Raw genomic sequence first — 24979 nt, forward strand, 5'->3', positions numbered from 1 at the left:
GCGGGAGAGTGCGGTCGGGTGTCTGGTGGTTGGGTGCGGTTAGTCACGGGCTACCTCCAAGCTCTCATTTGTGAATAAATATTCACCTATGAATACTGACTCGTCAACTAAGTGAGGATTTCCTCACACCTAAAGAAATGTGCCGGCACGTGCGACTCGGGAAGACATAGCCCGGCCCAAACGCGGCTCGCGGGGGCTACCACATGCCCGCGGAGTGCGGCGCAGACGAAGTGGCCACTTGGTTCAGTCGCACAGCCGGCCTTCAGTGCTTCGCATGCCTGGGCAGGTCGAGGCCAAAGCGGGCCCCGCCTACGTATGGATCTTCATAGCTCCATGTGCGCAACGCCATCCACAATCAGTTGTGAAGAAAACATCACAGAAGAGGGATCTGGCTTGGTAGCGTGCTGAAGAATTATTCAGCGGTCCGTCTGCCGGCCGGTTCACCGGTGGCACGTGTCAGGAGGTCAACCATGGCGAATTTTGCGGCGCTGCCGCCGGAAATCAACTCATCGCTGCTGTTCAGCGGCGCGGGTTCGGCGCCGCTGTTGGAAGCGGCCACTGCCTGGGAAGGGTTGGGGCGCGAGTTGGGTGCGGCCACGTCGTCGTTCTCGTCAGTGACAAAGGCGTTAGTCGCCGAGTCATGGCAGGGCGCGGCGGCGGAGGCGATGACAGGCGCGGCCATTCCCTACGCGAGATTCTTGAGCGCCGCCGCCGCTCATGCGGAGAAAGCGGCTATCCAACTCAGCACGATGGTCCGGGTGTTTGAGTCCGCCAAGGCTGCCACTGTGCATCCGCTGGCAGTGGCGGCTAACCGCGCCGCCTTTGGCCAACTGGTGCGGTCAAACTGGTTGGGTCTGAACGCGCCCGCGATCATGGCCGCCGAAAGCGGCTATGAGCAGATGTGGGCACAAGATGTGTCGGCGATGTTCAGTTATCACGCGGCGGCGACCGCGGCAGCGGCTCCGTTAGCGGCAGGGGATCTGCTTGACAGCGTCTCAGGTCTGCCGGGCATCGGCAATTTTCTGACTCAGAATCCTACAAATTCGGGAATCGCCAACTTGGGCTGCGGGAACATAGGTAACGTCAATATCGGTGACGGCAACTTCGGCAACGTCAATTTCGGCAGCGGCAACATCGGAAATCTGAACTTGGGTAGCGGAAACTCGGGTTTGGCCACGGTGCTCAGTCATCTGAATCTTGGCAGTGGCAATCTTGGCGACGGGAATATCGGTTCTGGAAATGGAGGAGCCTTCAACATTGGGGGCGGTAATCTCGGCGACCAAAATATAGGTAGCGGTAACAAGGGAACCGACGGAATTAGCGGTTCGCAAAATGTCGGTAGCGGAAACATTGGGTATGCGAATCAGGGCAGCGGCAACATCGGCGATACCAACTGGGGCAATGGTAACCATGGTGAATCAAATTACGGCAACGGAAATCTTGGGAGCTTCAATCTTGGTAGCGGGAATATCGGCGATGCGAACATAGGATTCGGTAACGGCGGGAGTGTCGAAGGCTCCCTCGGCCGTAATCTGGGCGCCGGAAATCTTGGCAGCAATAATTTCGGTGGCGGCAACCGTGGCAACGGTAATATAGGATGGGGAAACTTCGGCTTCAACAATATCGGTATCGGAAATCACGGCAATAACAATGTTGGATTCGGCCTGACCGGCGATAATCAGGTCGGTATCGGCACGCTGAATTCCGGAGGCGGCAACATCGGCCTCGGTAACTCGGGCGATAACAACGTTGGGTTCTTTAATTCCGGTAACGGCAACGTGGGCGTACTCAACTCTGGCAACCAGAATACAGGCCTATCTAATTCGGGAGATATTAACACCGGATTATGGAACTCTGGCACGGTAAATACCGGTTTAACAATTTCTGGCTCGACGAACGCTGGTTGGGGCAGTGCGGGTGATCACAACGTCGGCCTTTACAACGTCGGCAGTAACAATGTGGGTGGGTTCAACGCGGGTAACGCAAATGTCGGGTTCTTTGATTCGGGGGACTTTAACATGGGCAGCTTCAATTCGGGGGACAGTAACTTTGCCAGCTTCAATTCCGGCCGCGCGAATCTCGGTTATTTCAACGCGGGAAGTTCCAATGTAGGTGCTTTCAATTCGGGCGATTTAAACACTGGTATTTTTAACTCAGGCGATGTCAACACGGGCTTGTTCAACTCCGGAAGTATCAATACCGGTCTCTTCAACTCCGGCGATGTCAATACGGGTCTTTTTTACGTGAATAATTCCGCTGCAGCCAGCTCGGGATTTGGCAACTCCGGCACCGGAAGCTCGGGATTCTTCAACTCCGGGAATGGTAGCTCCGGCTACCGGAACGCGGGCGCTTTGAGTGCTGGCTTCAGCAATGCTCAGCAGGCCAGTGTGGGCTTCTCTAATTCCGGCCTTTTGGCCACTGGAATTGGAAATACCGGTGACGCCGACGTGGGATTATTCAACAGGGGTTTCGATAGCGTTGGCGTCGGAAACTCGGGCGGTGGGTTCAACGTGGGATTTTTTAATAGTGGAGTATTCAACACCGGCATCGTGAACTCGGTTTCTAACAACGCCGGCATTTTCAACGCCGGCAGCGGGCTTACGGCGGGAGGCAATTCCGGCTTCGGGAATACGGGCGGCGGCAATTCGGGTGGCTGGAACTCGGGCAATGGAATCTCTGGCTTCTTCGGTGGATAGTCTCCGGCATCGCAGATTGGATTCGACTGGTCGGCGCAACTCCACCAAAGTGTCGAAGTTCTTTGCCTATGGTGCCAGTCGGTTTAGACGCATGGCGGCGGTAAAAAGGCCGAGTATGTTCCGGGTGGCCCTGGCGGCGATCGCGATGGTGTTGCCGGTGACGTCTACACACCTCGCCTTCGCAACACCTGATCGCGGAATAGCGGCGGCCGTTTTGTCGCAGACCACAGTTAGCGGTCAAGAACTCGACTACATTCTGCGTGAGATCACTATCTCCCCGGGCGGTAGCACAGGCTGGCACTGGCACCAGGGCAACTTGTTCGGCGTCATCAGGCAGGGCACACTTACCCACAATCTCGCTGACTGCAGCACTGACGGGATCTACGGCGCCGGCGATGCCATCACCGAGTTCAGCGGCTCCGACCACGCTCATATCGGTCGCAACCTAGGGTTAACGCCGGTCGTGATGCAGGTCGTTTACATCGACCCACACGGCAGCCCGTTATCCAACGACGCCCCCGATCCTGGGTGTGGATATGCGTGACGCATCACATCTCATCGCCATTGAGGATTGGAGGGGCACCCGAGTCTTTCGGTAGAGACGGAGTCAAGACCAACGGTGATGCTCGAACGGAGCCAACGGACTGACCGTCGACAACGTTGAACAGGGCTGGGCCAGCTGCCTGTCCGAAGCTGTGACACGCTGCGCGAGGAGGTCAGTCGGAGCCTGCTCCCGCGGGGCCTGTAATCGCGGCACACGATCCCTGGAAGGATGTCAGGGTGTCGCAAGGACTATGGATCGCCATCGCGGTCGCCGCCGCCCTGGTCATCGTCGCCGCGCTCGTCTTCGGCCTGGCGCGCTACCGCAAGCGCCAGATCAGGCTGGCGCCCAAGGCCACCCCCGACGCCGTCGACCGCTCCGGTGGCTATACCGCGTCGTCGGGGATCACGTTCAGCCAGACACCGACGCTGCAACCACGAGAACGGATCGACGCGACCGGGCTGCCCGCAGTCGGCGACGACGCCACCATCCCGCGCGACGCTCCCAAGCGTCCCATCGCCGAGGTTCACCTCCCTGAACCGGAGGTCGAACCGGAGCCGATACCTGAATCAGCCGAGCCAGAAACGGCGCCCGAGCCCGAGGCGCCGCAGATCGAGGCCATCGAGCCGCCGGAAGGGCGGTTGGAGCGACTGCGCGGGCGGCTGGCCCGGTCACAGAACGCGCTCGGCCGCAGCATGCTGGGCCTGCTCGGTGGCGGCGACCTGGACGAGGACTCGTGGCAGGACGTCGAGGACACCCTGCTGATCGCGGATCTGGGCCCGGTGGTCACCGAAGCGGTGGTGTCGCAGCTGCGGACGCGGCTGGCGACCAGCACCGTCCGTACCGAAGCCGACGCCCGGGTGGTACTGCGCGACGTGCTGATCAAGGAGTTGCATCCGGAGATGGACCGTTCGATCCGGGCGCTGCCGCACGCCGACCATCCATCGGTGCTGCTCGTCGTCGGTGTCAACGGCACCGGCAAGACCACCACGGTCGGCAAGCTGGCGCGGGTGCTGGTGGCCGACGGACGTCGGGTCGTGCTCGGCGCGGCCGATACCTTCCGGGCGGCAGCGGCCGACCAACTGGAGACCTGGGCGTCGCGGGTGGGCGCGGAGGTGGTGCGCGGCGCCGAGGGCGCCGATCCGGCGTCGGTGGCGTTCGACGCCGTGGACAAGGGGATCCAAGCCGGTGCCGACGTCGTCCTCATCGACACGGCCGGCCGGTTGCACACCAAGGTGGGCCTGATGGACGAACTGGGCAAGGTCAAACGAGTGGTCGGCCGACGTGCCGCTGTTGATGAGGTGCTGCTGGTTCTGGATGCCACCATCGGGCAGAACGGCCTGGCTCAGGCCAAGGTGTTTGCGGAGGTCGTCGAGATCACCGGCGCGGTGCTGACCAAACTGGACGGAACGGCCAAGGGCGGCATCGTTTTCCGCGTCCAGCAGGAACTGGGCGTGCCGGTGAAGCTGGTCGGGCTGGGCGAGGGGGCCGACGACCTCGCGCCGTTCGAGCCGGCGGCCTTTGTCGACGCGCTGCTGGGCTGAAAGCACTTACACAGCAACTTTTACGTTAATCCTGACGAAACACGGCGGCTCCATTGCTGCAACAACTTATGCGCATGGTTCTCGTCAGGTCACCAGTCATCATTCTGGGGCCCTCCCAACGCTGACTGGAGGTGATAGCGAGTGAGCGATTTCCCGACCATGGGTGTGCCGAATACCGGCGATACGGCCTGGATGTTGGCTAGTTCCGCGCTCGTGCTGTTGATGACGCCGGGCCTGGCGTTCTTCTACGGCGGCATGGTTCGTGCCAAGAGCGTGCTCAACATGATCATGATGAGCATCAGCGCGATGGGCGTCGTGACGGTGCTCTGGGTGCTCTATGGCTACTCGATGGCATTCGGTAACGACACCGCGAACGTCGTGGGCAGCCCGACCGAATTCCTGGGATTGAAGGGACTGATCGGCGGCAACGGTGTCGCGGCGGACGCGAGCACCGGGGTAGCGGCGACCAACATCCCGCTGGTGGGCACCCTGCCGGCCACCGTGTTCGTGGCGTTCCAGCTGATGTTCGCGATCATCACCGTCGCGCTGGTCTCGGGCGCGGTGGCGGACCGGATGAAGTTCAGCGCCTGGCTGGTGTTCTCCGGTCTGTGGGCGACGCTGGTGTACTTCCCGGTCGCGCACTGGGTGTTCTCCTTCGACAAGATCGCTGCCGAGAAGGGCGGCTGGATCGCCAACAAGCTGCACGCGATCGACTTCGCAGGTGGAACCGCCGTGCACATCAACGCCGGTGTGGCCGGCCTGGTGCTGGCGCTCGTGCTGGGCAAGCGCAAGGGCTGGCCGACGACCCTGTTCCGTCCGCACAACCTGCCGTTCGTGATGCTCGGCGCCGGATTGCTGTGGTTCGGGTGGTATGGGTTCAACGCCGGTTCGGCTACCAGTTCGAACGGCGCCGCGGGGTCGACGTTCATCACCACCACTATCGCCACAGCCGCGGCGATGCTGGCCTGGCTGCTCACCGAGCGCATCCGCGACGGCCACGCCACCACCCTGGGTGCGGCCTCGGGCATTGTCGCCGGGCTGGTCGCGATCACGCCGTCCTGCTCGTCGGTGAACGTGCTGGGCGCGCTGGTCATCGGTGCGGTCGCCGGCGTGCTGTGCGCGCTGGCCGTCGGACTGAAGTTCAAGCTCGGCTTCGACGACTCGCTGGACGTGGTCGGCGTGCACCTGGTCGGCGGGCTGGCCGGCACCCTGATGGTCGGCCTGGTGGCCGCGCCCGAGAGTGTCGCGATCAACGGCGTGGCCGGTGTGTCCAAGGGGCTGTTCTACGGCGGCGGCATCGACCAGCTGGAACGCCAGGCGGTCGGCGCGTTCGCCGTACTGGCCTACTCCGGCGTCGTCACGCTGATCCTGGCGCTTATCCTGAAGTACACCATTGGGCTGCGGCTGGGAGCAGAGCAGGAAGCGGCGGGCATCGATGAGTCGGAGCACGCCGAGAGCGGCTACGATTTCGCGGTGGCCAGCGGTTCGGTTCTTCCCCGCGCCAGCCTGCCGGACACACCGAACGGCCTGCAGGCGCGAGTGGCCGAGAAAGTTGAGGCGGAATAGAAATGAAGCTGATCACCGCGATCGTCAAGCCGTTCACCCTCGACGACGTCAAGACCAGCCTGGAGGACGCCGGCGTCCTGGGCATGACGGTCAGCGAGATCCAGGGCTATGGACGGCAGAAGGGCCACACCGAGGTCTACCGCGGCGCTGAGTACTCCGTCGACTTCGTGCCCAAGGTCCGGATCGAGGTCGTTGTCGACGACTCCATCGTCGACAAGGTCGTGGACAGCATCGTCCGGGCGGCACGCACTGGCAAGATCGGCGACGGCAAGGTGTGGGTCAGCCCCGTGGACACCATCGTGCGGGTGCGCACCGGTGAGCGCGGTTCTGACGCCCTCTAGCACGTTGCCCCACCAGGGCAGATGGGCCGGCCGGGTGTGACACAAGACCCACTGGACCCCTCTGAATCGCCGGAATCGGAACGAAGGCAAACAGGAAGCGCCGTTGCGGCAGTCGATTTGGCTGCCGCGCGGCGCGAACTGTTGTCTGACGGACTTCGCGGCCTCGAACCTGCCGAGATGCGGCAGGTGGTGCTGGACTTGCACGAATCCTGGCTGAGGGCCAAGGCTTCCGAGATCGGCATCACCGACGCCAGCGGCTTCGCGATCGTTGCCGTCGGCGGCCTTGGCCGGCGTGAGTTGCTGCCGTACTCGGACCTCGACCTGGTGCTGCTGCATGACGGAAAGCCGCCCGAGATCCTGGCGCCGATCGCCGACAAACTGTGGTACCCGTTGTGGGACGCCAACATCCGGCTCGACCACAGCGTCCGCACGGTCAGCGAGGCGCTGGGCACCGCCGGTGCCGATCTGACCGCTGCCCTGGGCATGCTGGAAGCCCGGCACATCGCCGGCACCGAGGCCCTGTCGGCCGAACTGATCGACGGGATACGGCGGCAGTGGCGCACCGGAATCCGTTCGCGCATGGACGAACTCGTCGAGATGACGCACGCCCGGTGGCTGCGGCTGGGGCGCATCGCCCACCGTGCGGAGCCCGACCTCAAGTCCGGGCGCGGCGGCCTGCGCGATGTCCAGCTACTCAATGCCCTGGCTTTGGCACAACTCATCGACCGGCACGGCATGGCCCGTGCGGATACCGCCGTCGGCTCGCTGGACGATGCGTATCTGACGTTGCTCGATGTGCGCACCGAATTGCACGTGGTCTCCCGCCGCGGGCGTGACCAGTTGCTGGCCCAATTCGCCGATGAGATCAGCGAGGCGCTGGGGGTCGGTGACCGGTTCGATCTGGCGCGCATGCTGTCCAGCGCCGGCCGGACCATCAGCTTCCACGCCGTGACGGGGTTGCGTACCGCCGCCAACGCGCTGCCCAAACGCGGCATCACCGCCTTGATGCGACGGCCGAAGCGGCGGCCGCTGGACGAGGGCGTCGTCGAATACGCCGGGGAGATCGTGCTCGCCCGCGAGGCCCACCCGGAAACCGACCCCGGTCTGGTGCTGCGGGTGGCCGCCGCGTCGGCCGACACCGGCATCCCCATCGGCGCCGCCACCCTGAGCCGGTTGGACAGCGCACCTCCGCTACCGACGCCTTGGCCCCGCGAGGCCCTGGACGACCTGTTGGTGGTGCTGCTGGCCGGGCCCACCGCGGTACCGACCATCGAGGCGCTGGACCGCACCGGCTTGTGGGGTCAGTTGCTGCCCGAGTGGGACGCGATCCGTGACCTGCCGCCGCGCGATGTCTCGCACAAGTGGACCGTGGACCGTCATTCCGTCGAGTGCGCCGTGCACGCGGCGCCGCTGACCACCAACGTGGCCCGACCGGACCTGCTGGCCCTGGGCGCGCTGCTGCACGACATCGGCAAGGGCCGCGGCACCGACCACTGCGTGTTCGGGGCCGATCTGGTGACCCCGATCGCCCAGCGGCTGGGGCTGGCGCCCGCCGACGTCGACACCGTGTCGAAAATGGTCCGTCACCACCTGCTGCTACCCATCACGGCTACCCGAAGCGACCTGAACGACCACAAGACCATCGAGGCCGTGTCCGAGGCCCTGGGCGGCGACCCCCAGCTGCTGGAACTCATGCATGCCCTGTCGCAGGCGGACTCCAAGGCGACCGGACCGGGCGTGTGGAGCGACTGGAAGGCGTCTCTGGTCGAGGACCTGGTACGTCGCTGCCGGCTTGCGATGGCCGGGGAGGCGCTGCCGCAAGCGGAACCGACTGCGCCGCATTATCTTTCGTTGGCGGCGCGACGAGGCGTGCATGTCGAGGTCAACGCCGGCGCCGGCGAGCGGTTGTCTGCGGTGATGGTGGCCCCCGACCAGCGGGGCTTGGTATCGAAGGCCGCCGCGGTGCTGGCGCTGAATTCGCTGCGGGTGCATTCGGCTTCGGTGAACATCCACGAGGGCGTGGTGATCACCGAATTCGTGGTGTCGCCGCTGTTCGGTTCGCCGCCCGCCGCGGAGTTGCTGCGTCAGCAATTCGTCGGTGCGCTGCACGGCGACATCGACGTGTGCGGCACGCTGGAAAAGCGGGACATCGAGGCCACCAGTTCGGCCACCGCCCGGGCCGGCGAGGTGCAGGTCGGAGTTCCGGTTACCCGGTCGACCGCACCGCCCCGCATCCTTTGGCTCGAGACCGACACCCCGGGCCAGTTGCTACTGGAGGTCCGAGCGATGGACCGGGTGGGTCTGCTCGCCTTGCTGGCACGGGCGCTGGAGCGGGCCGAAACCGACATCGTGTGGGCGAAAGTCAACACATTCGGGTCGACGGCGGCCGATGTGTTCTGCGTGGCGGTGCCGCCGGAACACGATGCGCGTGCCGCGGTGGAAAAGCACCTGCTCGCCGTGCTGGGTGCGCCCGCCGTCGTTCTCGAGGACGAGCCGGTCGGCGATTAAGACTGCTCGGCGTTGAGCTGCCGCACCGCGTCGATGCGGGCCTTGAGCTGGTCGCGGGTGGCTGCGGCGATCGGCGGCCCGCCGCAGCGGCGCCTGAGCTCGTTGTGGATCCAGCCGTGTGGCTTGCCGGTGCGGTGGTGGGCGACCGATACCAGGGCGTTGAGTTCGCGGCGCAGTTCGCGCAGTTGCCCGTGGGTGGTCGCCGGCGCCGCCGGTGTTCCGGCCTGCGCCCGTTTCTGCAGCTGTTCGTCCTGGCGCCGGTGCAGCAGTGCGCGCATCTGCTCGGCGTCGAGGAGACCGGGGATGCCGAGGTAGTCGGCCTCCTCGTCGCTGCCGGCGGGGGTGGCGGTGCCGAACGAGGAGCCGTCGAAGATGACCTGATCCAATTCGGCGTCGGCGCCCAGGGCGGTGAAGCTCTTGTCCTCGCCTGGTTCGTTCTGCGTCCTGGTGGCCGGGTCGCCGTCGAGCGGATCGCCCTCGGATTCCCGGTGCGGCTTGCCCAGGACGTGGTTGCGCTGTGCCTCCAGCTCGCTGGCCAGCTGCAGCAGGTTGGGCACCGACGGCAGGAAGATGCTGGCTGTCTCGCCCGGACGGCGGGACCGCACGAACCGCCCGATGGCCTGCGCGAAAAACAGCGGTGTCGAGGCGCTGGTGGCGTAGATCCCGACCGACAGCCGCGGCACGTCGACACCCTCGGAAACCATCCGCACCGCCACCAGCCACCTGGTGGTGCTCGCCGCGAACTCGGAGATGCGGGCCGACGATCCGGGGTCGTCGGACAGCACGACGGTGGGCGCCTCGCCCGTCGACCTGGTTAGCAGGCTCGCGTAGGCACGGGCCGCGGTTCGGTCGGAGGCGATGATCATGCCGCCGGCATCGGGGACGTGCTCGCGCAGCTGGCGCAGCCGCTGGTCGGCCGCGGCGATCACCGCGGGCATCCACTCGCCGGCCGGGTCCAGCGCGGTGCGCCAGGCCCGCGCGGTCTGCTCGGCCGACAACGGCTCGCCCAGGCGCGCCTCATGCTCCTCGCCGGCGCTGTCCCGCCAGCGTGCCTGCCCGGAATACGCCATGAACACCACCGGTCGGACCACGCCGTCGGCCAGGGCCTCGGCATACCCGTAGGTGTGGTCGGCCCTGGACCGCATCAAGCCGTCCGGGTCCGGTTCGTAGGTGACGAACGGGATGGGGCTGTCGTCGCTGCGGAACGGCGTGCCGGTCAGCGCGAGCCGGCGGGTGGCGTCGCCGAAGGCTTCCCGGATGGCGTCACCCCAGGTCTTGGCGTCCCCGCCGTGGTGAATCTCGTCGAAGACCACCAATGTCTTGCGTTGCTCGGTGCGTACCCGGTGCAGCGTCGGATGTGCGGCCACCTGGGCGTAGGTGACCACCACGCCGTGATACTCAGGCGAGGTCTGCGGGTTGGAGTTGGAGAACTTCGGGTCCAGGGAGAGTCCCTGGCGTCCGGCGGCCTGCGCCCACTGGATCTTGAGGTGCTCGGTGGGCACCACCACGGTCAGCTGCTCGACGGCCCGGTGGGCGATCAGCTCGCCCGCGATCCGCAGGGCGAACGCGGTCTTGCCGCTGCCGGGTGTGGCGACGGCCAGGAAGTCGCGGGGCTCGCTGCCCAGGTACTTCACCAAGGCGCGGCGCTGCCAGCCGCGCAACGTCCGGGTGGTGTCGGCGGGGAAGTGGCTGACTGGCTGCAGCGACACGATCCCCCCGTAGCAACTCGGCCGCGTGACGCGGTCTCTGCGCCGATCAGCCCGACGACGTAGTGGCTGTGAAATCTAGCACGCCAACGCTTTTGGGTGCAGTTGCGACATGATTCGCCCTGTTCACCCGTTGTCATCCGCTGCGGCGAGCCGCACGCCGCGACCGGCCCAGTGTTTACCAGTTCGTCAAGACGAGGTGATTGAGCACCAGAGCGCCGACGACGTTTACTGCCAGCCACCAGCGATGTGATCGACACGGCAACAGCGCCGCCGCGGCCGGCAGCCACATCGTGAAAGGCAACCAGATGCGCTCCACCTCGGCCTTGCTCAGCTGGCTCGCGTCGGCCAGCACTATCGCCACCGACATGGCCACGATGACGAGGTGCAGGCCTGAGCGCTGCCGGAGCGCAGACATGTCGAGCGCCCGGCTGATGCCGGCCACGCTGCCCAGCCCGATCGCACACACCACTGACGCCAAGTTGCCCCACCACCAGTACTGGAACGGCCGGTCGTTGGCAATTCCCTGCCAGTACCGTTGCTGCACCAGCTCGTAGCCGTCGAACCACCAGAATCCGGCAAGCGCGAAGATCAGCACGACCGACACAGCGGCAAGCACCGCCGGTACCAGCGTCTGAAATGCGGCACGCCGGTCGATCGCGGCGACCACGACCGCGATTGCGGGCAGCGCCAGCAGCGCCAGGCCGTAGCTGAGGAAGATGCCCCAGCCCAGCAACAGACCCGCACCGGTGGCGGCCAGCACCGGCATCCGCACTGTCCGGCGCGCGGCCAGTGCCAACAACGCGATGCCCCAGGCCGCCACACCGGCGAAGTAGCCGTCCGCCGCTACCGCGACCCAGATCGCCGTCGGTGACACGGCGACGAATGGGGCCGCCAGCCGGGCCGTTCGCTCGTCGGTCAACGCCCGCATCGTGACGATGATCGCGACTGCGGCACTCGATCCCGCCAGTAGGCAAAGTAACCCGGCCCAGGCGCCGCCGGTCAGACCGATTCGATCCAGCCACACGAAGGTCAGGAGCGCACCGGGCGGATGCCCGGACACGTGAGTGATCCAGGAATCAGGACGAAAGTCGAGGATCCTGTCGGCGAAGTGCTGCACCGCCTCGGGGATATCGGTGACGGTGGGCACCTGTTGTAGGTATTCGTGGCGTGCCGTGAGCCGGCCGGCGAAGCCCAGCTGCCAGCCGTCGATCATCGCGAGCGAGAAGGCCCATGCGCTTGCCGTCGCCCATGTCGTCATGATCAACGCGCGCCACGACAAGCGCACAGCGACCGCCGGCGCCCACAGCACGGCGGCAACGCCGATGACGATGGCCGGTCCGGTGCCCCACCCGATGTGCGGCAGCCACCAGCCGAAGATGGGCGCCATTCCCGCAAACGCGGCGAATCGCTCGGGAGGGGCATTGATCAGCGGCGTCACACTCAGCTTCAGGTGCGGCACCACGAAAGCGACAGCCAATAGCACGACCCCGGCCGCGACCGCGAACGTCTCTGGCAGCGGGAGTGTGAGCATCCAACGAGCCGACGAGTTGGCGTCGTGCTCGGACCCATTCTGGTCGGAGCTTCGGTCCCGTTTCAGACGCATCGTGCGCGACTACCGGGTCGGATCCAGTACTGGGTCAAGCACTCCACCGATGCCATGCCCGCTACGAACATACTCAGCGGTCTGCTTTTACCGGGGGCTCGCCGGTCAGAATTGCGATCACCCTGCCGTGGATGTCGACAACGCTTCGGATCAGCAAGCCGGCGGCGTCGGCGATCTCACCGAGTGCGACTGCGCCAACCCGTGCCCACGGAAACCATTGTGAGACATGATCGCCGGTTTCCCAGCGCACCATCTCGCGACTCAGCGGCGTCGGTGGGGCGTCAATTTCGGCGATCACAATTCCTTGCGGGGCCAGCAATTTCGCGACGCGCCGCAACATCGTGGCCGGAGCACCGCCGACGCCGATGTTGCCGTCGATCAGCAACACCTGCTGCCAGCATCTCTCGGCGGGCAGCGGCGCGAAAACGTCGCGTCGGATCGCGGCTCCACCCCGTGACCGCGTCAACTCCACGGCGGTGGCGCAACTATCCACTCCCAGCGCGGGCAAACTGCGGTTTTGCAGCGCCGCGGTGAAACGACCTGGCCCGCACCCCACATCCAGGGTTGGCCCACTCGTACAGTGAGCCAGCACGTATTGGTCGGCCAGACGGTCATGCGGGGTGATGTCGGGGCCGCCGATCCAGCGCGTCATCGGCAGTTCTCGTCGCTGTCCCCGATGGTTACGCACCCAACACGGCGCGCCGATAGCCCCGGCGCGGTAGATGTGATCGATCGTCGCGCACGCGGGCGTGGCGCGGCTGCCGAGCGGCGTTGCGGTTGTCATGCGATCAAGCGGCCTGCGACTACCGTGCGGTCTTCGACGTTGAAGTGCCGATCTGTGCGCTCGAAGTGCCGAGCGTCTGCCGTTCAGGAGCGGTCATCGTGGCACCTTTCGTCGTATTGACCCTATGTCGATAGAGCGCATTAGCCATCCAGCTACCCGCGGTCACCCCGAACAAACTTCGTGTGGTGGATTTTCGGGGCGGACACTTCGCGTCGTGTTCCGACGAAGAAGGCTCTGAAGGCCACAGATGCTGGTGTAACGGGCCGCACGGGCGAGTGAGTGGTTGCATCCGGATCGCTTCGCGCTGCGCCCGAGTACGTCGAGCCGGTACTCACCACTAGGCTGGCGGTCGTGTTTGAATCGCTGTCCGATCGCTTGACCGGTGCCCTTCAGGGGCTGCGCGGCAAGGGCCGTCTGACCGACGCCGATATCGAGGCCACCACCCGCGAAATCCGGCTCGCGCTGCTGGAAGCCGACGTGTCGCTGCCCGTCGTCCGGGCATTCGTCCACCGGATCAAGGAACGGGCCCGCGGCCACGAGGTCTCCGGCGCCCTGAACCCGGCGCAGCAGGTCGTCAAGATCGTCAACGAGGAACTGGTCGGCATCCTCGGCGGCGAGACCCGTGAGATCGCCTACGCCAAGAACCCCCCCACGGTGATCATGCTCGCCGGCCTGCAGGGTTCGGGTAAGACGACGCTGGCCGGCAAGTTGGCGTTCCGGCTGAAGAACCAGGGGCACACGCCGCTGCTGGTGGCGTGCGACCTGCAGCGCCCGGCGGCGGTCAACCAGCTTCAAGTCGTCGGCCAGCGCGCCGGCGTCCCGGTGTTCGCGCCGCACCCCGGCGCCTCACCGGAGTCGGGCCCGGGTGACCCCGTCGCCGTCGCTGCGGCCGGTATCGCCGAGGCCAAGGCCAAGCACTTCGACTTCGTCATCGTCGACACGGCCGGCCGGCTCGGCATCGACGAGGAACTGATGGCCCAGGCCGCGGCCATCCGCGACGCCGTCGAGCCCGACGAGGTGCTGTTCGTCCTGGACGCGATGATCGGCCAGGACGCTGTGGCCACCGCCCAGGCCTTCGGCGAGGGCGTCGGATTCACCGGCGTGGTGCTGACCAAGCTGGACGGCGACGCCCGCGGTGGCGCGGCCCTGTCGGTCCGCGAAGTGACCGGCGTGCCAATCCTCTTCGCCTCCACCGGTGAGAAGTTCGAGGACTTCGAGGTCTTCCACCCGGACCGGATGGCCGGCCGCATCCTGGGGATGGGCGATGTGCTGAGCCTGATCGAGCAGGCCGAGCAGGTGTTCGACGCCCAGCAGGCCGAGGATGCCGCCGCCAAGATCGGCGCCGGTGAGCTGACGCTGGAAGACTTCCTCGAGCAGATGCTGGCGGTGCGAAAGATGGGCCCGATCGGCAACCTGCTGGGCATGCTGCCCGGCGGGGCGCAGATGAAGGACGCACTGGCCGAGGTCGACGACAAGAGCCTCGACCGGATCCAGGCGATCATCCGCGGCATGACGCCGCAGGAGCGGGCCGATCCGAAGATCATCAACGCCTCCCGCCGGCTGCGGATCGCCAACGGCTCCGGCGTCACCGTCTCCGAGGTCAACCAGCTGGTGGACCGGTTCTTCGAAGCCCGCAAGATGATGTCGTCGATGCTCGGCGGCATGGGCATACCAGGGCTGGGCCGTAAGTCGGCGACGCGCAAGTCCAAGAGCGCCAAGGGCAAGAAGGGCAAGAAGGGCGCGCGCGGCCCGACTCCGCCGAAGACGCGCAGCCCGTTCGGCGCTGGGATGCCCGGCATGCCGGCGGGCTTTCCCGACCTTTCGCAGATGCCGGAGGGACTCAACGAGTTGCCGCCGGGCCTGGCCGACTTCGACCTGTCCAAGCTGAAGTTCCCCGGCCAGAAGTAGCCGCGCGGTGCGCCTGCACGTGCGAGGGCTGGGCCTGCCCGGCGGTATCGCGACCGAACTCTGGATCGTGGACGGCCACATCAGCTCCGAACCGGTGTCCGACGCGGACACCGTCTTCGACGGTGGCTGGATCCTGCCGGGCCTGGTAGACGCCCATTGTCACGTCGGGCTGGGCGACCACGGCGAAGTGGAACTCGATGAGGCCATCGCCCAGGCCGAAGCGGAACGGGACGTGGGCGCGCTGCTGTTGCGCGACTGTGGGTCACCGACCGACACGCGCAGCCTCGACGACCACGACGACCTGCCGCGCATCATCCGGGCCGGACGTCACCTGGCCAGACCCAAGCGCTACATCCCCGGATTCGCCGTCGAAATGGAAGACGAATCCCAGCTGCCGGAGGCGGTGGCGGAGCAGGCCCGGCGCGGCGACGGCTGGATCAAACTGGTCGGTGACTGGATCGACCGGCGGATCGGCGATCTCGCGCCGCTGTGGTCCGACGACGTCCTGCGGGCCGCGATCGACACCGCACACGCGCACGGGGCCCGCGTCACCGCCCACGTCTTCGGCGAGGATGCCCTACCCGGCCTGATCACGGCCGGAATCGATTGCATCGAGCACGGCACGGGCCTCACCGACGACACGATCGGGCTGATGGTCGAACGCGGCACTGCGCTGGTGCCCACCCTGATCAACCTGGAGAACTTCCCAGGCATCGCCGACGCCGCCGTGCGCTATCCGACCTACGCCGCGCACATGCGTGACCTGTACGAACGCGGGTACCAGCGGGTGGCCGCCGCGCGCGACGCCGGCGTGCCGGTCTATGCCGGCAGCGACGCCGGCAGCACCATCAAACACGGGCGCATTGCCGACGAGGTGGACGCGCTGCGCCGGATCGGTATGACGGCCGAGGAGGCGCTGGGCGCCGCCTGCTGGGATGCCCGGCGCTGGCTGGGCCGGCCCGTGCTGGACCACGGCGCGCCGGCGGACCTGCTGTGCTACGCCGAGGATCCCCGCCGGGGACCCGGGGTGCTGAACCGGCCCGACCTGGTGATTCTGCGCGGCGCGGTCGTCGCGCCGGGCTGACGCGACCCGATGTTCGCCCGGTGTCGGCCGGGCGCTGCCGCGTCGGGCGGCGCCGACGCGGATACGATCGCTGAATGGCGTTGGCCAGCGGCACGGACTTCGCCGGCTACACCGTCGTGCGGATGCTCAGGGCGTCGGCGACGGGCGAGCTGTACCTGGTCCAGCGGCCGAATCTGCCCGGTTGGCAGGCGCTGAAGACCCTTTCGCCGGCGCTGTGCCGAGACGACGCGTTCCGCGCGCGGTTTCACCGGGAGACCCGGAGCGTGTCGAGCCTGTATCACCCCAACATCGTCGAGGTGCACGACCGTGGCGAGTTCGACGGACAACTGTGGGTGGCGATGGAGTACGTCGACGCCGGCGACGTGGCCGCGGCGATGGCCGAACGCTTTCCCGCGGTGCTGCCGGTCGGTGAAGTGCTCGCGATCATCGCCGCGGCGGCGGCCGGCCTTGACTTCGCCCATCAGCGCGGCGTGCTCCATCGCGACGTCCGGCCTGCCACCGTCCTGCTGACCGCACCGGGTGAGCCGCGAACCCTCTTGTCCGACTTCGGACTGCAGCGTCCGCCGGGTGAAGCCGCGTACGCGGCCCCGGAGGAACCGGCCGGCGTGGCCATCGACGGGCGGGCCGACCAGTACGCACTGGCGGCCACCACGATGCACCTGTTCACCGGGACGCCGCCCGCCGGTGCGACCCCGCCCAGACTCAGCGACCTGCGCCCGGACCTGGCGCGGCTGGACGAGGTGCTCACCAGGTCGCTTGCCCACGACCCGGGGGATCGGTTCGGCAGTTGCGGCGAGTTCGCCGCAGCGCTTATCGAGCGGGCCGGACGCGCCGACCGCAGCCCGCAGGCCGCCGGTGTGGCCGGTGAGACGGCGCAACCGGCATACGTCGTCGACTACCCCGCCTATGGGGGGCCGGCAGCGACCGGTCCGGTTCCACAACCCGTCCGAGAACCGGCCGCCGACCAGCCGATAGTCGCCGCGACAGGCAGGAGGTTCGGACCGCGCCGGATACTGATCGGTGCCGTTGCGCTGGTCTTGTTGGCCGGCTTGTTCGCGGCCGGCCTCGCGGTCGGGCGCAACACCGAGACCCCGCAGGCCGGCGGCCCGGTGACCAGCGCGTCGCCGTCTTCGGGCAGCAGCACCCCCGCGTCGCCGCCGCCACTCGAAGGCACGTACCGCATCGAGGTGCAACGCTCCCAGCAGACCTTCAACAACCGGTTCACCCCGCAGCCGCCGGACGTCGAAACCTGGTGGGCGATCCGATCGTCTTGCACGCCTACCCGCTGCCTGGCCACGGCGACCCTGCTCGACGACGACCGCGCGCGGGAGAAATCTCCGGACGTGCATCCGCTGCTGCTGGAATTCATCGACGGGCAGTGGCGATCCCGGGCCGAGACCACGAAGTTCCCGTGCATCGGCCCCACCGGGCAGACGAGCGCGCAGACCACCGTGCAGGTGCTGAACCTGCAACCCCAGCCCGGGGGCCGGCTGCTAGGCGAGATGGACATCACGGTCAAGAGCGATGAATGTGGCCAGCGGGGCGGCCTCATCCGAATCCCGGCCGAAGCGACCCGCAGCGGGGACATACCGCCGGGGGTGCAGTTGCCTGACCCGGTCCTCACCCCGACGACAACCCGCGCCACGACGGTGACACCAGAGACGCCGACCACCAGGCCCTCAGGGCCCGGACGCTGACCGCGTGAAAGATTGCGAGTGATCGCTATCTATGTTAGCTTCGGGTCAGCCCATCGACTTGGAGGAACTGTGACTTACGTCGTGATCATCCGTGACGCCCTGTGGTTCGACGGGACTGGCGCCAAGCCGCAGATCCGGACGTTGGGCATTCGCGACGGCGTGGTGGCCACGGTTTCGGCCGGTCAGCTGGACGAGACCGGCTGCCCGGAGGTGATCGACGCCGCCGGCAAGTGGGTTGCGCCCGGTTTCATCGACGTGCACACCCATTACGACGCCGAGATCCTGCTCGACCCGGGCCTGCGAGAGTCGGTACGCCACGGGGTGACCACGTTGTTGCTGGGCAACTGCTCGCTGTCGACCGTTTACGCCAACTCGCAAGACGCCGCCGACCTGTTCAGCCGGGTCGAGGCGGTGCCGCGCGACTTCGTCCTGGGCGCGCTGGAGAACAACAAGACCTGGTCGTCGCCCGCGGAGTACGTCGACGCCATCGACGCGCTGCCGCTGGGACCGAATGTCAGTTCCATGCTCGGTCACTCCGACCTGCGGACCGCGGTGCTGGGCCTCGAGCGCGCCACCGACGACACCGTGCGCCCTACCGAGGCTGAGCTGACCAAGATGTCCAGGCTGCTCGACGAGGCGCTGGAGGCCGGCATGCTCGGCATGTCCGGCATGGACGCGCCGATCGACAAACTCGACGGCGACCGCTTCCGGTCGCGCGCGCTGCCGTCCACCTTCGCGACCTGGCGTGAGCGGCGCCGGCTGATCAAGGTACTGCGCAAGCGCGGCCGGATCCTGCAGAGCGCCCCCAACGTCAACAGCACGGTGTCCCCGCTGATGTTCTTCCTCACCAGCAGCCGGCTCCTCAACCGGCGCAAGGGGGTTCGAATGAGCATGCTGGTGTCGGCGGATGCCAAGTCGATGCCGCTGGCGGTGCACGTGTTCGGGCGGGGCACCCGCATCCTGAACAAGCTGCTGGGCGCGAGCGTGCGCTTCCAGCACCTACCGGTGCCGTTCGAATTGTATTCGGACGGAATCGATCTGCCGGTGTTCGAAGAGTTCGGCGCGGGCACCGCCGCCCTGCACCTGCGGGATCAGCTGCAGCGCAACGAGTTGCTGTCCGACGAGTCCTACCGCCGTGAGTTCCGCCGCCAGTTCGACCGGCGCAAGCTCGGACCGTCGCTCTGGCACCGCGATTTCCACGACGCGGTGATCGTCGAGTGCCCCGATAAGTCCCTGATCGGCAAGAGCTTTGGCGCAATCGCCGACGAGCGGGGACTGCATCCGCTTGACGCCTTCCTGGATATCCTCGTCGAGAACGGTGAGCGCAACGTGCGGTGGACCACCACCGTCGCCAACCACCGTCCCAGGCAGCTCGACAAGCTGGCCGCTGACCCGAGCATCCACATGGGCTTCTCCGACGCCGGCGCGCACCTGCGCAACATGGCGTTCTACAACTTCCCGCTGCGACTACTGAAGCGAATTCAGGACGCTCAGCGGGCGGGGACGCCGTTCATGACGGCGGAGCGGGCGATATACCGCTTGACTGCCGAAGTCGCCGAGTGGTTCGGCCTGAACGCGGGCACGTTGCGCGAGGGCGACCGCGCCGATTTCGTCGTGATCGACCCTGCCCACCTGGACGACTCGGTGGACGGCTACCACGAGGAGGCGGTGCCGTTCTACGGCGGCCTGCGACGCATGGTCAACCGCAACGACGCCACCGTGGTGGCCACGGGCGTGGGTGGTGCCGTCGTCTTCCGCAACGGTGAGTTCCGCGAGGGCTACGGCCGGACGGTGAAGTCGGGCCGGTACCTGCGCGCGGGCGAACGCCGGCTGGCGCCCATGAGCCTGTCCGCCTGACATGGCCAGGACTCAGCGGCAACGCCGCGAGGAAACTGTCGGCCGGCTGTTGCAGGCCTGCATCGACAGCATCATCGAGGTCGGCTACGCCCGCACGTCGGCCGCGGTGATCACCAAGCGAGCCGGGGTGTCGGTGGGCGCCCTGTTCCGCCATTTCGAGACCATGGGCGATTTCATGGCGGTCACCGCGTCGGAGGTGTTGCGCCGGCAACTGGAATCGTTTACCAAGCAGGTCGCCGAGATCCCGGCCGACCGGCCGGCCCTGGAGTCGGCGCTGGCAATCCTGCGCGACATCACCAGCGGACCGATCAACGCGGTGCTCTATGAGCTGTTGATCGCCGCCCGCACCGACGAAAAGCTCAAGGCGACGCTGCAGCATGAGCTTTGGCAGTACCGGGCGAAGATATACGACGCGGCGCGGGCGATGCCGGGGACGGAGAACATCCCGGAGGACATCTTGCCGGTGCTGGTGGCGTTGCTGACCAACGTCTTCGACGGGGCCGCGGTGGTGGAGGGTGTGCTGCCGCAGCCCGAGATCGCCGAGCGCAGGATTCCGGTGCTCAGCACGCTGCTCACATCGGCTTGGCCGAACCCGACCCCTTGATGCCGAGCAGACGCAAAGTCGCACTGGCGCAAGCTTTCCCGTGCGACTTTGCGTCTGCTCGCGGAAGGAGAGACGCGGTGCCCTACTTCTGCAGGGTGAACTGATTGACGTCGATGTAGCCCTCGCGGAACAGCTTGGCGCAGCCGGTCAGGTAGTGCAGGTAGCGGTCGTAGACCTCTTCGGACTGGACCGCGATGGCCTGATCCCGGTGCGCTTGCAGGGCTTCGGCCCACAGGTCGAGGGTTCTGGCGTAGTGCAGCTGAAGTGACTGGTTGCGGGTCAAGGTGAATCCGGCGGCAGCGGAATGCTCCTCGACCATCTCGATGGTCGGCGGAGCGCCGCCCGGGAAGATCTGCGTCTTGATGAAGTGGAAGAAACGAATCACCCGCAAAGTGAGGGGCAAGCCGCGGTCGGTCATCTGCTGTTTGGTGAAGCCGGTGATCGTGTGCAGCATCAGCACGCCGTCGGCGGGCAGGATCTGGTAAGCGCGGGCGAAGAAATCGGCGTGCCGGTCGTGACCGAAGTGCTCGAAGGCGCCGATCGACACGATGCGGTCGACGGGCTCGTCGAACTGCTCCCAGCCCTGTAACAGCACGCGTCTCGAGCGCGGGCTGTCCATCTGGTCGAACGACTTCTGCACATGAGCCGCTTGATTTTTCGACAGCGTCAAGCCGACGACGTTCACGTCGTGCCGCTCGATCGCCCGGCGCATGGTGGCGCCCCAGCCACAGCCGACGTCCAGCAAAGTCATGCCCGGTTGCAGACCCAATTTGCCCAGCGACAGGTCGATCTTGGCGATCTGCGCCTGCTCGAGCGTCATATCCTCGCGCTCGAAGTAGGCACAGCTGTAAGTCTGAGTCGGGTCCAGGAAGAGCCGGAAGAACTCGTCGGACAAGTCGTAGTGCGCTTGTACGTCATCGAAATGCGGCTGCAGGCTGTCAACCATAAGAAGGGTTACCCTACCCGTCGGGATGAGCAGCAGCGCCGTGGCGTCACAGCGTGCCGATGCCCGTCTGCGGGCCGAGGGCGAAGCCCCAGTCGAACAGGCTGGCCGCCTGGTCCCAGTACGTCGGCCCGCCCTCCTTGACCAGGCCGTACATCATCGCGACGACCAGCCGGCGGCCGCCGCGGGAGGCCGCGCCCACGAACGTCTTGCGGGCGGCATTGGTGAACCCGGTCTTGCCGCCGATGGCGCCCGGATACCGGGAGAGCAGCTCGTCCTGGTTCAGGATCGGTTGGTCGCCGTTGTCGCCGGGGAACATGGCCGACGGCTCGGCGGTGATGGCGGCGAAGGTGGGGTTGGCCATGGCCGCGCGGAAGATCACCGCAAGGTCATGGGCCGTCGACCACCCGGGGCCGTCGGGCCCGTCCAGCCCGGACGGCGTCACCGCGTGAGTGTTCGACGCCCCCAGCGACGCGGCCTTGGCGTTCATCTTGGCCACCGCGACATCGTGACCGCCCAGCATGTCGGCGAGGGTGTTGGCGGCGTCGTTGCCCGATACCAGCAGCAGGCCGTCGAGCAGTTGGCGTGCGGTGTAGCTGTGGCCCACTTTCACCCCGACGCAGTTGCACTCCACGGCGGTGTCCGCGAGGTCGGCGACGACGGTGGAGTTCAGCGGCAGCTCGTCGAGCACCACCAGCGCCAGCAGCACCTTGATGGTGCTGGCAGGAGGATGGGCGACGTTCTGCTCCCGACCGGCCAGCACCTGACCGCTGTCCATGTCGGCGACGATCCAGGTCTGTGCGGGGCCGTCGGGGATCGGCACCGAGCCCGCTGCCTGCTGGACATCGGTGTCAGCGGTCGAGACCGGAGCCTGCGCGCCGAGGAACGTGACCGTGAGCAGCGCAGCGGCTGCAGCGATGAGCTTGCGCATGGGCGCAGATTCTAACTTCTTGGGTTTGCCGAACTCCACCGCGCGACTCGCCCCTCGGCGGGTGCGGTGTTAAATCGGTCCATGTTGAGCCTGGAAGAGATTTCCGACCGCCTGGAGATCCAGCAGCTGCTGGTGGATTACTCCACCGCGATCGACCGACGGCGATTCGATGACCTGGACGACGTCTTCACCGGCGACGCTTATATCGACTACACGGCGCTCGGCGGTATCGCCGGCCACTATCCCGAGGTGAAGAAGTGGCTGTCGGAGGTGCTGCCGAACTTCCCGGTGTATGCACACATGCTGGGCAACTTCTCGGTCCGCGTGGACGGTGACACGGCGTCGTCGCGGGTCATCTGCTTCAACCCGATGGTGCTGGGCGGCGAAAAGGAACAGATCCTGTTCTGCGGGCTCTGGTACGACGACGAGTTCGTGCGTACGCCGCAGGGCTGGCGGATGACCCGCCGCGTGGAGACCAAGACGTTCCAGAAGGTCATGTAGCGATTTCCGGCGGGGGACACCGTTCTGGCACAATGGGCCGCTGTCGGCTCCGCGATCACGATCGCCGGGCGGTCACACACGCGAGGCGAAACCGGACCCGGGCATCCCGCCCCGGTCGCTGAATCGCAGCGTGACACTTACAGGAGAATCGCTCAACCATGGCTGTGAAGATCAAGCTCACCCGGCTTGGCAAAATCCGCAATCCCCAGTACCGCATCGCCGTCGCCGACGCGCGCACCCGCCGCGACGGCCGCGCCATCGAGGTCATCGGCCGTTACCACCCGAAGGAAGAGCCGAGCCTGATCGAGATCGACTCCGAGCGCGCCCAGTACTGGCTCGGAGTCGGCGCCCAGCCCACCGATCCCGTCCTCAAGCTGCTGAAGATCACCGGTGACTGGCAGAAGTTCAAGGGCCTGCCGGGGGCCGAGGGCCGGCTGAAGGTGAAGCCGCCCAAGCCCAGCAAGCTGGAGCTGTTCAACGCCGCGCTGGCCGCTGCCGACGGCGCACCCACCACCGAGGCCACCAAGCCGAAGAAGAAGGCCGCGCCGAAGAAGGCCGCCAAGGGCGACTCGGAAGCCGCCGCGGCTCCGGCCTCCGAGGCCGCGGCGGAGGCGCCGGCTGAGGCCGCCGGCGAGCCGTCCGAAGCCACCGAAAGCTGATCGGCGCCGTGAGTACCGTTGTGGTCGACGCAGTCGAACACCTGGTCCGTGGCATCGTCGACAACCCCGACGACGTCCGGGTGGATCTGGTGACCAGCCGTCGTGGACGCACCGTCGAGGTCCACGTCCATCCCGAAGACCTGGGCAAGGTGATCGGCCGGGGCGGACGCACCGCGACCGCGCTGCGCACGCTGGTCGCCGGCATCGGTGGCCGCGGCATCCGCGTCGACGTGGTGGACACCGACCAGTAGCAGCGCTCACATGGAGCTGATCGTCGGGCGCGTGGCGAAAGCGCACGGCGTCACCGGCGAACTCGTCGTCGACGTCCGTACCGACGATCCCGACGTCCGGTTCGCGCCGGGTGCCACGTTGCGCGCCAAGAAACCCCGTGAGCCGGGCCCGGCGCGCAGCTACGTCGTCGAGAGCGCGCGTCCGCACGGGGCCCGACTGTTGGTGCGCCTGGCCGGCGTCGCCGACCGGGACGGCGCCGATGCGCTGCGCGGCAGTCTGTTCGTCATCGACTCCGACGAGCTGCCACCGATCGACGAGCCGGACACCTACTACGACCACCAGCTGGAGGGCCTTCGGGTCCGCACCGGCTCGGGTCAGGAGGTCGGCGTCGTCGCCGAGGTCCTGCACACCACCGGCGGCGAGTTGCTCTCGGTCAAGAGCGAATCCGGTGAAGTGCTGGTGCCGTTCGTCAGCGCGATCGTCACCTCGGTGTCGCTGGACGACGGCACGCTCGAGATCGAGCCGCCAGACGGTCTGCTGGATCTGGGATGAGAATCGACGTCGTCACGATCTTCCCGGCGTACCTGGATCCCTTGCGGGAATCATTGCCGGGCAAGGCAATCGCGTCGGGTCTCGTCGACCTGCAGGTGCACGATCTGCGGCGGTGGACGCACGACGTGCACCACTCGGTGGACGATTCACCCTACGGCGGGGGACCGGGCATGGTCATGAAGGCGCCGGTGTGGGGCGAGGCGCTGGACGAAATCTGCTCGGGTGACACGCTGTTGGTGGTTCCCAGCCCGGCCGGTGTGCTGTTCACCCAGGCCACCGCGCAGCGGTGGAGCGCCGAGCGGCACCTGGTTTTCGCCTGCGGCCGCTACGAAGGCATCGACCAGCGGGTTGTCGAGGACTCCGCGCGCCGGATGCGCGTCGAAGAGGTGTCGATCGGGGATTACGTGCTGCCCGGTGGTGAGTCGGCGGCGTTGGTGATGATCGAGGCCACGCTGCGGCTGGTGGCCGGAGTCCTCGGCAATCCCGCATCGGTACAACATGATTCGCATTCTCCGGCGCTGGACCGGCTGCTGGAGGGACCCAGCTATACGCGGCCGCCCAGCTGGCGCGGCCTGGACGTGCCGGATGTGCTGTTGTCCGGTGACCACGCGCGGATCGCGGCCTGGCGACGGGAAGTGTCGCTGCAGCGCACCCGCGACCGTCGCCCCGAGCTACTGGACTGACCCCGCCGAGCAGACACAAACTCCCATGAATTGCGCC

The 24979-nt window shown here is 66.7% G+C and carries 20 protein-coding genes and 1 pseudogene; 16 read left to right on the forward strand and 5 right to left on the reverse strand.

Translation table 11 applies throughout. The annotated features are described in order from the left end of the window. Positions 1–470 precede the first annotated feature (470 nt). The 6 genes from AC5Y7D_RS24275 (at position 471) to AC5Y7D_RS24300 (ending at position 9196) form a co-directional block, all read left to right on the forward strand. A complete protein-coding gene (locus AC5Y7D_RS24275) occupies positions 471–2696 on the forward strand; it encodes a PPE family protein (protein WP_499928388.1) in 2226 nt (741 codons plus the stop codon). 49 nt (positions 2697–2745) lie between these two features. Next, entirely contained in the window at positions 2746–3240 is a 495-nt protein-coding gene (locus AC5Y7D_RS24280; protein WP_499928389.1) for a cupin domain-containing protein, read from the forward strand. A gap of 236 nt (positions 3241–3476) precedes the next feature. Next, entirely contained in the window at positions 3477–4781 is a 1305-nt protein-coding gene (ftsY, locus tag AC5Y7D_RS24285; RefSeq protein WP_499928390.1) for a signal recognition particle-docking protein FtsY, read from the forward strand. A 141-nt stretch (positions 4782–4922) separates the two neighbouring features. Next, a complete protein-coding gene (locus AC5Y7D_RS24290) occupies positions 4923–6347 on the forward strand; it encodes an ammonium transporter (RefSeq protein WP_499928391.1) in 1425 nt (474 codons plus the stop codon). Positions 6348–6349: 2 nt separating this feature from the next. Continuing rightward, positions 6350–6688, forward strand: coding sequence for a nitrogen regulatory protein P-II (gene glnB, locus AC5Y7D_RS24295; RefSeq protein WP_055577570.1), 339 nt, complete (start codon positions 6350–6352; stop codon positions 6686–6688). 21 nt (positions 6689–6709) lie between these two features. Next, positions 6710–9196, forward strand: coding sequence for a [protein-PII] uridylyltransferase (locus tag AC5Y7D_RS24300; protein WP_499928392.1), 2487 nt, complete (start codon positions 6710–6712; stop codon positions 9194–9196). Here the strand turns inward: AC5Y7D_RS24300 and AC5Y7D_RS24305 are convergent. The 3 genes from AC5Y7D_RS24305 to AC5Y7D_RS24315 form a co-directional block, all read right to left on the reverse strand. Next, positions 9193–10899, reverse strand: coding sequence for a DEAD/DEAH box helicase (locus AC5Y7D_RS24305; protein ID WP_499928451.1), 1707 nt, complete (start codon positions 10897–10899; stop codon positions 9193–9195). The two genes, AC5Y7D_RS24300 and AC5Y7D_RS24305, sit on opposite strands and share 4 nt — an antisense overlap. 181 nt (positions 10900–11080) lie before the next feature. Next, the gene (locus AC5Y7D_RS24310; protein WP_499928393.1) at positions 11081–12436 is read right to left on the reverse strand and encodes a hypothetical protein; all 1356 of its coding nucleotides are present in this window, start codon (positions 12434–12436) and stop codon (positions 11081–11083) included. Positions 12437–12581: 145 nt separating this feature from the next. Further along, positions 12582–13292: a methyltransferase domain-containing protein gene (locus AC5Y7D_RS24315; RefSeq protein WP_499928394.1), complete on the reverse strand. Its 711-nt coding sequence runs from the start codon at positions 13290–13292 to the stop codon at positions 12582–12584. 351 nt (positions 13293–13643) lie between these two features. On the opposite strand from AC5Y7D_RS24315, the gene ffh reads away from it, so the two are divergent. From ffh to AC5Y7D_RS24340, 5 genes and pseudogenes are all read left to right on the forward strand, one after another. Beyond that, the gene (ffh, locus tag AC5Y7D_RS24320) at positions 13644–15200 is read left to right on the forward strand and encodes a signal recognition particle protein (RefSeq protein ID WP_499928395.1); all 1557 of its coding nucleotides are present in this window, start codon (positions 13644–13646) and stop codon (positions 15198–15200) included. A 7-nt stretch (positions 15201–15207) separates the two neighbouring features. Beyond that, positions 15208–16284, forward strand: a complete 1077-nt coding sequence (locus AC5Y7D_RS24325) for a metal-dependent hydrolase family protein (RefSeq protein WP_499928396.1) — start codon at positions 15208–15210, stop codon at positions 16282–16284. Between the two features lie 74 nt (positions 16285–16358). Continuing rightward, the gene (locus AC5Y7D_RS24330) at positions 16359–17981 is read left to right on the forward strand and encodes a serine/threonine protein kinase (RefSeq protein WP_499928397.1); all 1623 of its coding nucleotides are present in this window, start codon (positions 16359–16361) and stop codon (positions 17979–17981) included. Between the two features lie 31 nt (positions 17982–18012). Beyond that, a pseudogene (locus tag AC5Y7D_RS24335) lies at positions 18013–19838 on the forward strand (N-acyl-D-amino-acid deacylase family protein). A gap of 1 nt (position 19839) precedes the next feature. Continuing rightward, positions 19840–20442 (forward strand): TetR/AcrR family transcriptional regulator, encoded by a 603-nt coding sequence (locus AC5Y7D_RS24340; protein WP_499928398.1) that lies wholly within the window; start codon positions 19840–19842, stop codon positions 20440–20442. Between the two features lie 82 nt (positions 20443–20524). On the opposite strand, the gene mmaA2 is transcribed toward AC5Y7D_RS24340, so the two are convergent. After that, positions 20525–21388 carry a cyclopropane mycolic acid synthase MmaA2 gene (mmaA2, locus tag AC5Y7D_RS24345; protein WP_499928399.1) on the reverse strand — a complete coding sequence of 288 codons (864 nt, stop codon included), beginning with the start codon at positions 21386–21388 and terminating at the stop codon, positions 20525–20527. 46 nt (positions 21389–21434) lie between these two features. Then, entirely contained in the window at positions 21435–22316 is an 882-nt protein-coding gene (locus AC5Y7D_RS24350) for a D-alanyl-D-alanine carboxypeptidase family protein (protein WP_499928400.1), read from the reverse strand. A gap of 81 nt (positions 22317–22397) precedes the next feature. On the opposite strand from AC5Y7D_RS24350, the gene AC5Y7D_RS24355 reads away from it, so the two are divergent. The 5 genes from AC5Y7D_RS24355 (at position 22398) to trmD (ending at position 24942) form a co-directional block, all read left to right on the forward strand. Then, positions 22398–22817: a nuclear transport factor 2 family protein gene (locus AC5Y7D_RS24355; protein ID WP_499928401.1), complete on the forward strand. Its 420-nt coding sequence runs from the start codon at positions 22398–22400 to the stop codon at positions 22815–22817. 158 nt (positions 22818–22975) lie between these two features. Beyond that, positions 22976–23476 carry a 30S ribosomal protein S16 gene (gene rpsP, locus AC5Y7D_RS24360; RefSeq protein WP_499928402.1) on the forward strand — a complete coding sequence of 167 codons (501 nt, stop codon included), beginning with the start codon at positions 22976–22978 and terminating at the stop codon, positions 23474–23476. 8 nt (positions 23477–23484) lie between these two features. Continuing rightward, entirely contained in the window at positions 23485–23727 is a 243-nt protein-coding gene (locus AC5Y7D_RS24365; RefSeq protein WP_025736282.1) for an RNA-binding protein, read from the forward strand. 10 nt (positions 23728–23737) lie between these two features. After that, a complete protein-coding gene (gene rimM, locus AC5Y7D_RS24370) occupies positions 23738–24259 on the forward strand; it encodes a ribosome maturation factor RimM (RefSeq protein ID WP_499928403.1) in 522 nt (173 codons plus the stop codon). After that, positions 24256–24942, forward strand: a complete 687-nt coding sequence (trmD, locus tag AC5Y7D_RS24375) for a tRNA (guanosine(37)-N1)-methyltransferase TrmD (RefSeq protein ID WP_499928404.1) — start codon at positions 24256–24258, stop codon at positions 24940–24942. Before rimM ends, trmD begins: the two co-directional genes overlap by 4 nt. The last annotated feature ends 37 nt before the right edge of the window (positions 24943–24979 follow it).

This window comes from Mycobacterium sp. NGS49 (genome assembly GCF_059812565.1).